At 72.1% G+C, this 14,187-nt stretch carries 14 protein-coding genes and 1 riboswitch; of the genes, 9 read left to right on the top strand and 5 right to left on the bottom strand.

The window, feature by feature from the left end; genetic code table 11:
• Positions 1–28 precede the first annotated feature (28 nt).
• On the top strand, positions 29–1,699 hold the full coding sequence (locus tag ACWC9T_RS06050; protein ID WP_449819844.1) for an APC family permease: 1,671 nt from the start codon (positions 29–31) through the stop codon (positions 1,697–1,699).
• Positions 1,700–1,879: 180 nt separating this feature from the next.
• Here the strand turns inward: ACWC9T_RS06050 and ACWC9T_RS06045 are convergent, their stop codons facing one another.
• A complete protein-coding gene (locus ACWC9T_RS06045) occupies positions 1,880–2,869 on the bottom strand; it encodes a class I SAM-dependent methyltransferase (protein ID WP_449819843.1) in 990 nt (329 codons plus the stop codon).
• 380 nt (positions 2,870–3,249) lie between these two features.
• Here ACWC9T_RS06045 and ACWC9T_RS06040 point away from each other — a divergent pair, with 380 nt between their 5' ends.
• Together ACWC9T_RS06040 and ACWC9T_RS06035 are read left to right on the top strand one after the other, a co-directional pair.
• Positions 3,250–3,780 carry a DUF6624 domain-containing protein gene (locus ACWC9T_RS06040; protein ID WP_449819842.1) on the top strand — a complete coding sequence of 177 codons (531 nt, stop codon included), beginning with the start codon at positions 3,250–3,252 and terminating at the stop codon, positions 3,778–3,780.
• A 104-nt stretch (positions 3,781–3,884) separates the two neighbouring features.
• Positions 3,885–5,312 (top strand): aldehyde dehydrogenase family protein, encoded by a 1,428-nt coding sequence (locus tag ACWC9T_RS06035; protein ID WP_449819841.1) that lies wholly within the window; start codon positions 3,885–3,887, stop codon positions 5,310–5,312.
• Positions 5,313–5,363: 51 nt separating this feature from the next.
• On the opposite strand, the gene ACWC9T_RS06030 is transcribed toward ACWC9T_RS06035, so the two are convergent.
• Both ACWC9T_RS06030 and ACWC9T_RS06025 read right to left on the bottom strand, forming a co-directional pair.
• Positions 5,364–6,830: a glycine hydroxymethyltransferase gene (locus tag ACWC9T_RS06030; RefSeq protein ID WP_449819840.1), complete on the bottom strand. Its 1,467-nt coding sequence runs from the start codon at positions 6,828–6,830 to the stop codon at positions 5,364–5,366.
• A 20-nt stretch (positions 6,831–6,850) separates the two neighbouring features.
• Positions 6,851–6,965: riboswitch (ZMP/ZTP riboswitch) on the bottom strand.
• 368 nt (positions 6,966–7,333) lie between these two features.
• Positions 7,334–7,486 carry a hypothetical protein gene (locus tag ACWC9T_RS06025; protein WP_449819839.1) on the bottom strand — a complete coding sequence of 51 codons (153 nt, stop codon included), beginning with the start codon at positions 7,484–7,486 and terminating at the stop codon, positions 7,334–7,336.
• A 41-nt stretch (positions 7,487–7,527) separates the two neighbouring features.
• Here ACWC9T_RS06025 and ACWC9T_RS06020 point away from each other — a divergent pair, with 41 nt between their 5' ends.
• On the top strand, positions 7,528–7,938 hold the full coding sequence (locus tag ACWC9T_RS06020) for a cytidine deaminase family protein (protein WP_449819838.1): 411 nt from the start codon (positions 7,528–7,530) through the stop codon (positions 7,936–7,938).
• Between the two features lie 284 nt (positions 7,939–8,222).
• Here the strand turns inward: ACWC9T_RS06020 and ACWC9T_RS06015 are convergent, their stop codons facing one another.
• Complete coding sequence (locus ACWC9T_RS06015) at positions 8,223–8,798, bottom strand: TetR/AcrR family transcriptional regulator (RefSeq protein WP_449819837.1); 576 nt, start codon at positions 8,796–8,798, stop codon at positions 8,223–8,225.
• A gap of 184 nt (positions 8,799–8,982) precedes the next feature.
• Between ACWC9T_RS06015 and ACWC9T_RS06010 the strand changes: the two genes are divergently transcribed.
• Positions 8,983–9,615, top strand: a complete 633-nt coding sequence (locus ACWC9T_RS06010; RefSeq protein WP_449819836.1) for a dihydrofolate reductase family protein — start codon at positions 8,983–8,985, stop codon at positions 9,613–9,615.
• On the opposite strand, the gene ACWC9T_RS06005 is transcribed toward ACWC9T_RS06010, so the two are convergent.
• On the bottom strand, positions 9,542–10,618 hold the full coding sequence (locus tag ACWC9T_RS06005) for an EamA family transporter (protein WP_449819835.1): 1,077 nt from the start codon (positions 10,616–10,618) through the stop codon (positions 9,542–9,544). The two genes, ACWC9T_RS06010 and ACWC9T_RS06005, sit on opposite strands and share 74 nt — an antisense overlap.
• A 133-nt stretch (positions 10,619–10,751) precedes the next feature.
• Between ACWC9T_RS06005 and ACWC9T_RS06000 the strand changes: the two genes are divergently transcribed.
• From ACWC9T_RS06000 to ACWC9T_RS05985, 4 genes are all read left to right on the top strand, one after another.
• A complete protein-coding gene (locus ACWC9T_RS06000) occupies positions 10,752–11,195 on the top strand; it encodes a gamma-glutamylcyclotransferase family protein (RefSeq protein ID WP_449819834.1) in 444 nt (147 codons plus the stop codon).
• Positions 11,196–11,440: 245 nt separating this feature from the next.
• Positions 11,441–12,679, top strand: a complete 1,239-nt coding sequence (gene cbiE / locus ACWC9T_RS05995; RefSeq protein WP_449819832.1) for a precorrin-6y C5,15-methyltransferase (decarboxylating) subunit CbiE — start codon at positions 11,441–11,443, stop codon at positions 12,677–12,679.
• Positions 12,676–13,437 carry a precorrin-4 C(11)-methyltransferase gene (gene cobM, locus ACWC9T_RS05990; protein WP_449819831.1) on the top strand — a complete coding sequence of 254 codons (762 nt, stop codon included), beginning with the start codon at positions 12,676–12,678 and terminating at the stop codon, positions 13,435–13,437. Before cbiE ends, cobM begins: the two co-directional genes overlap by 4 nt.
• Entirely contained in the window at positions 13,434–14,174 is a 741-nt protein-coding gene (locus tag ACWC9T_RS05985; RefSeq protein ID WP_449819830.1) for a cobalt-precorrin-6A reductase, read from the top strand. The genes cobM and ACWC9T_RS05985 overlap by 4 nt, the downstream gene beginning before the upstream one ends.
• Positions 14,175–14,187: the final 13 nt, after the last annotated feature.

Here is a 14,187-nt window from a genome sequence, read left to right as displayed (position 1 = left end):
ATGAGCCCCGAGCGAGAGGACCGATACGTTGAGTGAGCCTGAATCGTCGACGGCATCGCATCAGAACTACCGGCGATCGCTCGGCACGATCAGCCTGACCGCGGTCGGGCTGGGGTCGATCATCGGATCCGGCTGGTTGTTCGGTGCCGAGCGGGCCGCCAAGCTGGCCGGTCCCGCCTCGATCCTGGCCTGGGTGATCGGCGCCGCCGTGGCGCTGACCATCGCCCTCACCTACAGCGAGCTGGGCTCGATGTTCCCCAAGGCCGGCGGCATGGTCCGGTACGGCCAGTACTCGCACGGCTCGCTGGCCGGCTACCTGGCCGCCTGGGCCAACTGGATCGCCATCGTCTCGGTCATCCCGGGTGAGGCCACCGCCTCCGTGCAGTACATGAGCTCCTGGCACTTCGGCTGGGCCAAGGGCCTGTACGACGGCCAGGAGCTCACCCTCAGCGGCGTGGCGCTCGCCAGTGTGCTGCTGATCGTGTACTTCGTCCTCAACTGGTTCGCGATCACGCTGTTCGCCAAGACCAACACGGCGATCACCGTCTTCAAGGTCGTCGTGCCGACGCTGACCGCCGGCGCGCTGCTCTTCGCGCACTTCGACAGCGCCCACTTCACCGACGCCGGCGGCTTCGCGCCGAACGGTTGGAGCGCGGTCTTCACCGCCGTCGCGGTCTCCGGCATCGTCTGGGCCTTCAACGGCTTCCAGTCGCCGCTCAACCTGGCCGGTGAGGCCCGCAACCCGGGCAAGTCGCTGCCGAAGGCCGTCATCGGCTCGATCCTGATCGCCCTGGTGATCTACGTCGCGCTGCAGATCGCGTTCCTCGGCGCCATCCCGAGCGGCGACCTGTCGAAGGGCTGGAGCAGCCTCGCGTACACCTCGCCGCTGGCCGACCTGGCGATCGCCTGGGGCCTGAACTGGCTCGCGATCCTGCTGTACGCGGACGCCTTCATCTCGCCGTCCGGCACCGGCATGATCTACGCCGCCACCACCTCGCGCATGATCCACGGAGTGCAGGAGAACGGCCACCTGCCGAAGGTCTTCGGCAAGGTCGACGCCAAGACCGGCATCCCGCGTCCGGCGCTGCTGCTGAACCTGGTGGTCGCCTTCCTGTTCCTCGCGGTCTTCCGCGGCTGGGGCTCGCTGGCCGAGATCGTCTCGGTGGCCACCGTGATCTCGTACATCACCGGGCCGGTCGCCGTGATGGCGCTGCGCCGCCTCGCCCCGGACCTGAAGCGTCCGGTGAAGCTCAAGGCCATGCCGGTGATCGCCCCGGTCGCGATGGTCTTCGGCTCGCTGGTCCTGTACTGGGCCCGCTGGCCGCTCACCGGCAAGGTCATCCTGCTGATGGCCGCCGGTCTGCCGATCTGGGCCTGGTACGAGCTGCGCAAGCCGTTCGTCGAGCTGAAGCCGCACCTGAAGGCGGGCGCCTGGATGGTCGCCTACCTGTTCGTGATGGCCGGGATCTCCTGGGCCGGCAGCACCGACTTCGGCGGCCAGGGGTACCTGCCCGAGGGCTGGGACCTGCTGATCGTGGCCGCGATCGCTCTGGCCTTCTACTACTGGGGCGTCGCCAGCGCCTGGAACAACCCCTCGTTGGAGGAGGTGCGCCGGGAGCTGGCGGCCGAGGAGGCCGCGGCGCCGTCCGACACGGTGGCTGCCGGGGCCACCGGGGCCGCGGAGCCTTCACGGGTCTGAGCGCGTAACTGCATCGAAGGGCCGGTCGGGGATCCGACCGGCCCTTCGGGGTTTGTGCGGGGGTGGGTGGAGCTCGGCTGGCGGGTTCGGCCGACAGGGTTCAGGTGACGGAGTTCAGATGACAGACCCTGAAATCTGTCACCTGAACTCTGTTAGCTGTTAGCCGACAGCTGTTAGCCGTCAGCCCTGGCGAGCGCGGCGTATCGCGGAGGTGACCACCGGCGGGAGCAGGTCACGAGCGGCGCGCTTGGCGACGTTGACCGGGCGGCGCGCCTCGGCAGCGCGGGCCCGGCGGGCGGCGAGGTCCAGGGCCGCCTCGTCCTGGGCGGCCCGGATCGCCTGGCGGGACTCCTGCGCCGACCGCTCGGCGGCCACGGCGGACAGCCGCTTCTGGTGGCGGGAGCCGCGGAACGGCCGAATGCCCTCGGAGCTGCCGGTCATCCGCAGCACCTGCTGCCCGTTGAGGGTCTCGGCGCTCAGGTGACAGCCGACCGCCAGGTCCACCCGGTCGAGCAGCTCGCGCTGGAAGGGCTCCGGGTCCCCCCAGGTGCCGTAGAACTTGCACTCGGTGAGCATGATCGGCTTGAGGCCGTGGTTGAACACCGCCTCCCAGGTCGCGGCGGCGACGCCGGGGGTGTGTTGGGCGCGGTAGTCGTCCAGCACCACGACGCCCTGCTGCTGCAGCGCGACCCGGGCCACCTGGAGGTCGCCCACCACGTGCTCGTACAGGTGCGAGGCGTCGATGTGGATGAACCGGAACGCCCCGGCCGGGATCCGTCCGCCCGCGAGGACGGAGGTCGGAGCCTGGATGATCTCCGGCAGCTCGTCGTGGAAGGACAGGTAGTTGGCCTCGAAGGCCGAGCGGGTCAGCGTCTTCCGGTAGGAGACGGCCATCTCCTCGGAGTTCTCCTCGTCCGGCGCGTCCGAGTCGAAGAGGTCACAGACGGTGAACGCCTCACCCGACTGGAGGTGCTCGCCTATCACGATGGCGCTGCGGCCCAGGTAGGCGCCCATCTCCAGCAGGTCGCCGGTGACGCCCTTCTTCTCCTGTCGGCCCAGGAACCAGTCGAAGGAGTGCCGGTCATGGTCCCAGAACCACCCCGGAACGTCGTCCAACCCGGCCGGCTCGATGGGCTTCTGGGATCCGCCCCTCAACGCTGCGTCGGTCACGGGATGCTCCTTAGCGGTACGAATGACCTGCGGAAACTAAGCCACGTCTCGGCGCGGTGGCGGCCCTCTCGGCCGCGGGCACGCACCGGACCACCGACCGTACGCGAGTCGACCCTCCACCGACAGTAGGCCCCACCGCGGAGTTCGCTGCAATCTACAGCGGCTTTACCGCCGGTGAGGAGACTTTCCGTCGATGACTTGTCGAAGCTGCCGATTCGCGGCCGGAGATGAGCACGGCCGGGCAGCTGGCGTACATCCATTGTGTCCCATTCGACTGCGCTGTGTCACCGACCTGAGGAATGATCTTCGTCTCGAATCCCACGCCTACGGTGGTGACGGACGGCCCGAGCGGAGGGCCCGAAAACAGGGAGCGGATCGACATGACCGCAACACAGCGGGATCGGATTGACAATCAGAACTCCAACCTCGCAGTGGAGTTGGCCTTGATGATGGCCGAGGACGGCGCCCACGCCCGCTTGGCGAACAGCTCCGACCTGGCCGAACAGGCCGTCTGGCGGCGGCTCACCACCCGGCACGGGGACCGGCTGGCGGAGATCATGGCCGAGCACGGCTGGCCGACCGAGCGGACCGTCGGCGCCGACGCGGCACGGGCGGCCTGGCTGGTCGCGCAGCATGCGGACCGTCAACTGGACGTACAGCGCAGGGCGGTGGTGCTGATGGCGGAGGCCGTGGCGAGCGGCGCGGCGAGCGCCAGGGACCTGGCGTTCCTGCAGGACCGGCTGGCCGTCAACGAGGGACGCGAGCAGCGCTACGGCACCCAGATCGGCGCGGTGGCGGACGGCCGCCCGGTGCCGTGGCCGTGCGAGGACCCGGATTGGCTGGACGAGCGCCGTGCGGAGGTCGGGATCGAACCGTTCGACGAGTACACCGCGCGGTTCGCCCCGAGATGACCGTCCGGCCCCCGCCGGATTGGCTCTTGCGCATGGCCGCCCGACCGCCTTGACTGGCCCTTGACCAGCGCTGTTAGTTGAATGACCACCCGAGAGGACGATCCGTGCAGGAGTACGCGGAGTACGGCGACCAGTACACCGACGGCGACTGGCGGCCCTCCGGGGACTCCGGGTCGATCACCGTGCTGAACCCGGCGACCGAGCAGGTGCTCGCCACCGTACCGGCGGGCGGGACGGCCGACGTCGACGCCGCGGTGGCGGCGGCCCGCCGGGCGGCCCGGGGCTGGGGTGCCACCACCCTCGAGGAGCGGACCGCGCTGCTGGCCCGCCTGCGGGACGGACTCGCCGCCGCCCAGGGGGAGATCACCTCGACCGTGGTCGCCGAGCTGGGTGCCCCGGTCGGCTTCGCCGGGGCCGTGCACGCCGGGCTGCCGCTGGCGGTGGCGACCTCCTACCTGACCCTTCTCGTCGAGCACCCCTTCGAGGAGCGGATCGGCAACTCGGTGGTGCTCGCCGAGCCGGCCGGGGTGGTCGCGGCGATCACCCCGTGGAACTACCCGCTGCACCAGATCGTCGCCAAGGTCGTCCCGGCGCTGGCGGCCGGCTGCCCGGTGGTTCTCAAGCCGGCCGAGGACACCCCGCTGGTGGCCCGGCTGTTCGCCCGGCTGGTGCACGAAGCCGGCTTCCCGGCCGGGGCGTTCAACCTCGTGACCGGTACCGGCGCGGTGGCGGGCGCGGCGCTCGCGGCCCACCCGGAGGTGGACGTGGTGTCGTTCACCGGCTCCACCGCGGTCGGCCGGCAGGTCGCCGAGACGGCCGGGCGCGGACTGAAGCGGGTGGCCCTGGAGCTGGGCGGCAAGTCCGCCAACGTGGTGCTGCCGGGCGCCGACCTGGCCCGCGCGGTCAACGTCAACGTCGCCAACGTCTTCGCCAACTCGGGCCAGACCTGTAGCGCCTGGACCCGGCTGCTGGTGCACCGGGACCAGTACGAGGAGGCGGTCGCGATCGCGGCCAAGGCCGCCGAGAAGTACGTTCCGGGTGACCCGACCGACCCGCAGACCCGGATCGGCCCGCTGGTCAACGCCAAGCAGCTGGACCGGGTGCGCGGCTACCTGGACGGCGCGCTCGCCGAGGGCGCCCGGGTGGTGGTCGGCGGTCCGGAGCCGCTGCCCGAGCTGCCGACCGGCTTCTACGTCCGCCCGACCGTGCTCGCCGACGTCACCCCGGAGATGACGGTGGCCCAGGAGGAGGTCTTCGGCCCGGTGCTGTCGATCCTCCCCTACCGGGACGAGGACCACGCCGCCGAGATCGCCAACGGCACGGTCTACGGCCTGGCCGGCGGCGTCTGGGCCGCGGACCCCGACACCGCCGCCGCCTTCGCCCGCCGCCTGGACACCGGCCAGGTCGACCTGAACGGCGGCCGCTTCAACCCGCTTGCCCCGTTCGGCGGTTACAAGAGCTCCGGCCTCGGCCGCGAGCTCGGTCGGCACGGTCTGGAGGAGTTCCTGCAGTACAAGTCGTTGCAGTACTAGCCGGGTTGGACCGGGGCTGCCGAACTCGTCGTCGGCAGCCCCGGGTTGGGATCAGACCAGGTCGACGCCCGGGTAGAGCGGGAAGGACGCGAGCAGGTCGGTGGCGCGCTTGGCGATGCCGTCGCGCAAGGCCTCGTCGAGGGCGTAGTTCGCCTTGGACGGGTTGCCGTTGGCAGCGGTGGTGGGGGTGGTGCCGCGCAGCACGGTGTCGATCAGGGCGGCGATCTCGTCCATCTCGGCGGTGCCCAGGCCGCGGGTGGTCAGGGCCGGGGTGCCCAGGCGCACGCCGGAGGTGTACCAGGCGCCGTTCGGGTCCAGCGGGACGGAGTTGCGGTTGGTGACGATGCCCGAGTCGAGCAGCGCCGCCTCGGCCTGGCGGCCCGTCAGGCCGTAGCCGGAGACGTCGGCGAGCACCAGGTGGTTGTCGGTGCCGCCGGTGACCAGCTTGCCGCCGCGGCGCAGCAGGCCCTCGGCGAGCGCCTGGGCGTTGTCGACCACGGCGCGGGCGTAGGCCCGGAACTCGGGGCGGCGGGCCTCGGCGAGGGCCACGGCCTTGGCCGCCATCACGTGCGAGAGCGGGCCGCCGAGCACCAACGGGCAGCCGCGGTCGACGTGTTCGGCCAGATCGGCGTTGCTCAGCACCATGCCGCCGCGCGGGCCGCGCAGGGACTTGTGGGTGGTGGTGGTGACGATGTGGGCGTGCGGCACCGGGTCGTGGTCGCCGGTGAGCACCTTGCCCGCGACCAGGCCGGCGAAGTGCGCCATGTCGACCATCAGGGTCGCGCCGACCTCGTCCGCGATCTCGCGCATCTTGGCGAAGTTCACCAGTCGCGGGTAGGCCGAGTAACCGGCCACCAGGATCAGCGGACGGAACTCGCGGGCGGTCTCGCGCAGCGCGTCGTAGTCGATCAGGCCGGTGGCCGGGTCGGTGCCGTAGCTGCGCTGCTCGAACATCTTGCCCGAGATGTTGGGCCGGAAGCCGTGGGTGAGGTGGCCGCCGGTGTCCAGGGACATGCCCAGCATGCGCTGGTTGCCGAGTTCCTGGCGCAGCCGGGCCCAGTCCTGCTCGGTGAGGTCGTTGACGTTGCGCACCTCGGCCCGCTCCAGGGCCGGGCTCTCGACCCGCTGGGAGAGGACGGCCCAGAAGGCGGTGAGGTTGGCGTCGATGCCGGAGTGCGGCTGGACGTAGGCGTGCTCGGCGCCGAACAGCTCGCGGGCGTGCTCGGCGGCGATGGCCTCGACGGTGTCGACGTTGCGGCAGCCGGCGTAGAAGCGGCGGCCGACGGTGCCCTCGGCGTACTTGTCGCTGAGCCAGTTGCCCATGGCGAGCAGGACGGCCGGGGAGGCGTAGTTCTCGCTGGCGATCAGCTTGAGCGAGGCGCGCTGGTCCTCCAGCTCCTGGCCGATGGCGGCGGCGATCCGCGGTTCGACGCCGGCCACGACGTCGAGGGCGCTGCGGAAGGCGGTGTCGGCCGCGGGGACGGCGGCGGTGTGGGGCGTCTGCTGGGGCTGGGCCATGGCGGTCTCCTGGCGGGGATGCGGGCGGCCCAGGCGCTCGGCAACTCGATGTGAGGAATCACGTCGACGTGAGGATCCACGGGACCGCTTCCCGATGGTCGATTCCATCCCTACGCGCCAGTCGCGGTCCACCGGGATCGTACCAACACCGCGAGGGGCTGCGGTGGAGGTCTCAGAATGCGGAACGATCGGCCCGCTTCGGGGCGTATGTCCGTTCTTCCGCAATGCCCGCGTTGCGGCGGAATGAAGCCGCCACAATTCCCGAAACAGTCCGGAATGAATTCCTCCGGAGTACCTTCCGATGATTTGCGGAACCCGGACACATCCGATCTGTTGTCGCTCGAACAGCCTCCGGGAAGCCCCCGGAGACCGACGTGGAAATGCCCGTCAGCGCACCCTCGCCCACGGGGCGGAGAAATTCGGGGAGTACGCCTCTCCTCGACACCCCGCTGCGCCTGCACACGTCGCTCGACGCGGCGCAGCGGCGGGAGCGCTCGGCAGAGCTACTGGAGCAGCTCGGGCTGTCCGCCGGGCACCTCGACCACCAACGGGTCGACGGAGGCCTCCCGGACGGCGGCCAGGTCGGTGAGGTGCCAGGGCCGCAGCCGGAACGAGCCTGCGGAAAGGGTTGGCACGATCAGGGACGGGACGGTCATGATCGAAGCGTGTCAGGTTCGATCAGGAAGGACTGGCGAATATGTCCGACATCGATCACACGGGTGTCGACCAGGAGCTCGTCGCCGCGGCCCAGAAGGTGGCCGAGCGGTACTCACGGGGCGACAACCACACCGTCGCGGCGGCCGGGCGCAATGCCGACGGGCGGATCGTCACGGCCGTGAACGTCTACCACTTCACCGGCGGCCCGTGCGCGGAGCTGGTGCTCATCGGGGCGGCGGCCGGGCAGGGGGCGTACGACCTCACCACGGTGGTGGCGGTCGGCGACCAGGGGCGCGGGGTAGTGGCGCCGTGCGGGCGCTGCCGCCAGGTGCTGCTGGACTACTTCCCCAAGGCGGAGGTCATCGTCGAGCGGGACGGGCAGCTGTGCGCGCTGCCGGTGCCGGACCTGCTGCCGGAGGCGTACATCTGGGCCGACCACCAGGACGACTGAACCGGGGCAGCGGTGCGCGCCGCTCGCCCTTCGTTCGGCTGCGCGAGGTTCGGCTGCGCGAGCGGCTCAAGGCGTTAACGTGCTGACGACGTGACATCGCTTGCACGTCCTGATGGGCCACTCGGTGGCCCGCTCGCTCGGATGATCGTAACTTCCGCACGGCTGGCGTCCGTTCGCGTCGCGGGGATTGGCGGGTAGCGGACGCGACACTCGGGGCGGCGGGTCCGCCACGCGGGCGATACACCTGGTCGGGCGGGCAGTCGGGCGAACGCTAAGGCGGCCGGTCAGGCGGCCGGGACGATCCGTTCGACGATGGTGTCGATCAGTGCGGGCAGTCCGTCGGCGCCCAACACCTCGGGCAGGGTGAGGTGTTCGAGAATCAGGCCGGTCATGGCGAGGTAGAGGACCAGGACGGTCTCGCGGCCGCCCGGGAGGCCCTCGTCCAGGTGGTAGGCGATGTTGGCCTCCAGTTGGTCCCGGATGGTGCCGGTGAGCTGGGCCCGCAGTTCGGGGCGGCGGGTGGCCTCCAGGCGAAGTTCGAGCATCGCGAGGTAGCCGGCCCGGTCGGCGGCGATGCGACGGAAGACGTCGTGTATCAGGGCCGCGACCAGCGCGCGGTCGCGGGGGGCGCGCAGCAGTTCGGCCAGGATCGCCGGGTCGGGGGTGAGCCGCTGGTGGATGTGCCGGGCGGTCTGATGGAGCAGGTGGTCCCGGCTGGCGAAGTAGTTGGAGGCAGTGCCGTTGGGGACGCCAGCCTGGGCGTCGACCGCACGGAAGGTGAGGCCGCGGGCGCCCTCGCGGGCGAGGACCTCGATGGCGGCGTCGGCGAGGGCGGTGCGGCGGGCGGGGTTCTGAGCCATGGGCCGATTCTCCCTCCTGCGCTTCTGCGCGCCTCCAGGGGCTCGGGCGACTCGGGCTCGGGTTCGAACTCGGGCGACCCTCTTGCAACCACTACGGTCGAAGTACTATAAATGCAGTGGTTGATGGGGCGGGCCCAACCGGCCCGCGCCGCCTCGATCCCGTTCCTCGATCCCAAGGACCTGTGTGCGCAAGCTCAGCTACTTCATCGGTGCCACCATCGACGGCTTCATCGCCGCTCCGGACGGCGGCTACGACTTCTACGCCCCGTTCGTCACCGAGGACTACACCCCGACGCTCTTCGGCGAGTATCCGGAGACCGTCGCCACCCCCGGCCGCACGGCGGTCGGCATCGCGGATGAGCCCAACAAGCGCTTCGACACCGTGCTCCAGGGGCGCGGCAGCTACGACGCCGGGCTGGCCGTCGGCCTCACCAGCCCGTACGCCCACCTGCGGCAGATCGTCTTCTCCCGCACGTTGGAGTCGAGCCCCGACCCGGCGGTGGAGGTCACCGCCGAGGACCCGCTGAGCGTCGTCCGCCGGCTCAAGCAGGAGGACGGACTCGGCATCTGGCTCTGCGGGGGCGCCGACCTGGCCGGTCAGCTGCTGCCCGAGATCGACGAGCTGATCATCAAGCAGTACCCGGTGGTGGTCGGGTCGGGCATCCCACTGTTCCGCGCCGGCTTCGAGCCGCGCGCCTTCACGCTCACCGACAGCCGGATCTTCGAGCGCGGGAACGTGATCCTCACCTACGCGCGGACGTCGCCCTCGACGGACGCGGACGCGCCGGACGCCCTGAGCGCCCCGGACGCCGGCTGACGCTCACCACCAGGCACACACCGGCCACCACGATCGCCCCGCCCGCCAGGGTCGGGCCGGTCAGCGGCTCGGCCAGGATCAACCAGCCCAGCAGCACCGCGACCACCGGGTTCACGTACGCGTAGGTGGCGACCAGGGTCAGCGGCGCCGAGCGCAGCAACCAGGCGTACGCGGTGAAGGCGAGCAGCGAGCCGAACAGCACCAGGTAGGCGAGGGCCAGCCAGGACCGGCCGGAGACGGCCGAGGGGTCGAAACCGCGCTGCTCACCGCGCGCCAGTCCGATCAGCAGATTGCAGAAGCCGCCGGCCAGCATCTGGTACGCGCTCGCGGCGAGCACATTGCCCGGCATCGGGATCCGCTTGCTCACGAAGGAGCCGGCTGCCCAGGTCAGCGTGGCGCAGATGATCAGGATCACGCCGAGCGGCTTGACCGACCCGCCGATCGCGGGGGCGGACAGCACGCCGAGGCCGACCAGGCCGAGCAGCACCCCGACGGTCTCGGCGGGCTTCGGGCGCTCGCCGCCGAAGGCCGTCAGCACGACCATCCACAGCGGGACGGCGGCCACCAGCAGGGCGGCCAGACCGGATGGGACGGAGGTCTCGCCCAGTACCACCAGGCCGTTGCCGCCGGTCAGCAGCAGTACGCCGACCAGGGCGGCGGAGGCCAGCTGGCGCCCGCTCACCCGCAGGCCGGCCGGGCCCTGGCGGACCAGCAGGTAGCCGACCAGCATCAGGCTGGCGGTGAGGAAGCGGGCGGCGGCGGAGAGGAAGGAGGGCATCGTCTCCACCGCGATCCGGATCGCCAGATAGGTCGAGCCCCAGACGACGTAGACCACGCCGAGGGCCAGCCAGACGGCGCTGCCGAGGCGGGTGGCGGCGCCGGAGTCGGGGGACGGGGTGTCGGGAGCGGTCGGTTCGGTGGGGGTGGCGGGGATTGGGGGGTTTACGGGGGCGGTGGGGGTGCCGGGGGTCGATGCCGGTTGGGAAGAGGCGGGCGGTGTCATGTGTGTCCCCCTTGGACGCTGCTGGCCGAACATCCGACATGACAGCGCATTGGGCGCCCGCTGCGCCAGTGGGTATCACGGATCGGGCAGCAGGACGTACCGTGGGCGCTGCCGCACCGAGGAGGTCGAACCCGTGTCCGCGCCCGAGGAGGCCCTGCCGGTCGAGGAGGCCCTGCCGTTCTTCGTGTACGGCACGCTGCGCAGCGGCGGCCGCAACCATGCCGTCCACCTGGCCGGGCGCTGTGTCGAGATCCGTCCGGCCGTACTCGAGGGCGCCGCGCTGCACTCGGGACCGGGGTTCCCGTACGCGGTGCCCGATCCGACGCCCGGACGCCGGATCGTGGGCGAGCTGATCACCGTACGGCCGGGCGCGTACGCCGGGGCGCTCGCGACACTGGACGAGCTGGAGGAGTGCCGGGCGGACGGGACGGGGCTGTACGTACGGCGGCAGTTGGCGGTGCGGACGACGACGGGGGAGCAGCGGGAGGCCTGGGTCTACCTCGCCGGGCTGGCCGCCGAGGCGCGGCTGCGGGCGTGGCCGGCGCTGATCGCCTCAGGGGACTGGGCGGACCGGTGAGGCACGGCGGGTGTCGGCCGGCGGGCAGTGGCTGACGGCCGACGGCTGACGGCCGACGGCCGACGGCCGACAACGTTCAGCTGACAGCTTTCAGCGTTCAAAGTCTGAATTCTGTCAGCTGAACTCTGGTCGGCGTCACCCGTCGCCCGTCACCTCGCCGGAGACCAGCCGCAAACAGCCGGGTAGGCTGCCCCGGCTGGTAGATCCACAACGCATTGGCCCGCCGAACGACGAGGAGCCACCCGGTGCCCGAGCTGCCCCCTCCGATCACCGTCGTCGGGATCGGGGCCGACGGCTGGCCCGGCCTGGCCGCGACCTCCCGGGCCGCGCTGCAGTCCGCCGGAGTGATCATCGGCGGCCCCCGGCAGCTGGACCTGCTCCCCCATGACGAGGTCGCCGCCGAGCGCGTGCCCTGGCCGTCCCCGCTGCGCCCAGCCGTCCCCAGACTGCTCGCCGCCCACGCCGACCGCCGCATCGCCGTCCTGGCCAGCGGCGACCCGATGTTCTACGGCATCGGCCGCACTCTCGCCGAGACCGTCGGCGCCGAGCGGCTGCGCGTGTTGCCGCACCCCTCCTCAGTCTCCTTCGCCTGCGCCCGGCTCGGCTGGCCGCTGGAGGCCACCGAGGTGATCAGCCTGGTCGGCCGCCCGCTGGACACCCTCGCGCTCGCCCTCCACCCCGGCCGCCGACTGCTGGTGCTCAGTGCCGACGCCGCCACCCCGGCCGCCGTCGCCGCACTGCTCACCGGGCACGGGTACGGCGCCGCCCGCCTGCGTGTCCTCGAACAGCTCGGCTCCCCCACCGAGCGCCTGCTCGACGGCCCCGCCGACGGCTGGCCGCACCCGGCCGGCGATCCGCTGAACGTCATCGCCGTCGAACTCGGCGACGGTCCCCGCAGCTCCCTCGTCCCCGGCCTGCCCGATGCCTCGTACGAGAGCGACGGCCAGCTCACCAAGCGGCACGTGCGCGCCGCCACCCTCGCCACGCTCGCCCCCTCCCCCGGCGAACTGCTCTGGGACGTCGGCGGCGGCTCCGGCTCGATCGCCATCGAGTGGCTGCGCGCCCACCGCGACTGCCAGGCCGTCAGCATCGAACGTGACCCGGTCCGGGCCGAGCGCATCGCCCGCAACGCACGCCGCCTCGGCGTGCCCCGGCTTCGGGTCGCGACCGGCCCCGCCCCCGCCGCGCTCGCCGAACTCCCCACCCCCGACGCGGTGTTCATCGGTGGCGGCCTCACCGCGCCCGGCCTGCTGGACAGTTGCTGGGCCGCGCTGCGCCCCGGCGGCCGGCTGGTCGCCAACACCGTGACGCTGGAGTCCGAGGCGCTGCTCACCGAGTGGTACCGGCGCCACGGCGGGGAGCTCGTCAAACTGGCCGTCGCCCACGCCGTCCCGGTGGGCGGCTTCACCGGGTGGCGGCAGGCCATGCCGGTCACCCAGTGGTCCGCCGTCAAGCCCAACACCCCCCAGGAGGACGCCTCGTGACCGTCTACTTCATCGGAGCCGGCCCGGGCGCCGCCGACCTGATCACCCTGCGCGGCCAGCGTGTCCTGGCCCGCGCCGAGGTCTGTCTCTACGCCGGCAGCCTGGTCCCGCGCGAGCTGCTGGACGAGTGCCCGTCCGGTGCCCGCCTGATCGACACCGCGCAGCTCAACCTGGACCAGATCACCGCCGAGCTGGTCGCCGCCCATCAGGCGGGCCAGGACGTGGCCCGGCTGCACTCCGGCGACCCGTCCGTCTTCTCGGCCGTCGCCGAGCAGATGCGCCGCCTGGACGCGGCCGGCGTCCCGTACGAGGTGGTCCCCGGTGTGCCCGCGTTCGCTGCCGCCGCGGCCGCGCTGAAGCGGGAGTTGACGGTGCCGACCGTCGGCCAGACCGTGATCCTCACCCGGATCGCCAAGCGCGCCACCCCCATGCCCGAGGGCGAGGACCTCGCCACCCTGGGCCGCAGCGGCGCCCTGCTGGTGCTGCACCTGGCCGCCGGGTACGTGGACGACGTGGTCGAGCAGCTGCTCCCGCACTACGGCGCCGACTGCCCGACCGCCGTGGTCGCGATGGCCAGCCGCCCCGACGAGCTGGTGCTGCGCGGCACGCTCGCCGACATCGCCGAGCAGGTCAAGGCCGCGGGCGTGGTCCGCACCGCCGTCATCATCGTCGGCCGGACGCTCGCCGCCGAGCAGTTCCGCGACAGCCACCTCTACTCGGCGGACCGCGAGCGCCCGCACGAGCCCTGCGGCGCATGACGCGGCACATCCTGATCCTCGGCGGGACCACCGAGGGGCGGGCGCTGGCCGCCGCCCTCGCCCCGTCCCCGCACAAGGTCACCAGCTCGCTGGCCGGCCGGGTCGCCCAACCCCGGCTGCCCGCCGGGGAGGTGCGGATCGGCGGCTTCGGCGGACCGGAGGGCCTGGCCGCCTGGCTATGCGCCGAACGGGTGAACGCCGTGGTGGACGCCACCCACCCGTTCGCCGCCGGGATCTCGCACAACGCCGCCCTCGCGGCCGCCGCCACCGACGTGCCGCTGCTGGTGCTGCGCCGCCCCGGCTTCACCCGCGTCCCCGGGGACCGCTGGCACCCCGCCCCCTCGCTCGCGGCGGCCGCCGATCTGCTGCCCGGCCTGGGGCGGCGCGTCTTCCTCACCACCGGGCGACAGGGCATCGCCGCCTTCGCCCACCTCGACGGGGTCCACTTCCTCGCCCGCTCGGTGGACCCGCCCGAGCCACCGTTGCCACCCTCCTTCGAAGTCCTGCTGGACCGCGGGCCGTTCACGCTGGACGGCGAGCGGGCCCTGCTGCGCGAGCACCGGATCGACGTCCTGGTCACCAAGGACAGCGGCGGCGCCGCGACCGCGCCCAAGCTCACCGCCGCGCGCGAACTCCGGCTGCCGGTGGTCATGGTGGAGCGCCCGCCGGTCCCGGACGGCGTGCCGGTCGCGCCGGACGTACCGGGCGCGGTGCACTGGCTGGAGCAACTGCCGTAGGGCGTCCACCCAG

The organism is Kitasatospora sp. NPDC001159 (assembly GCF_053598235.1).
The sequence above is the reverse complement of the archived record's forward strand: the minus strand, read 5'-3'. Positions and strand labels throughout refer to the sequence as shown.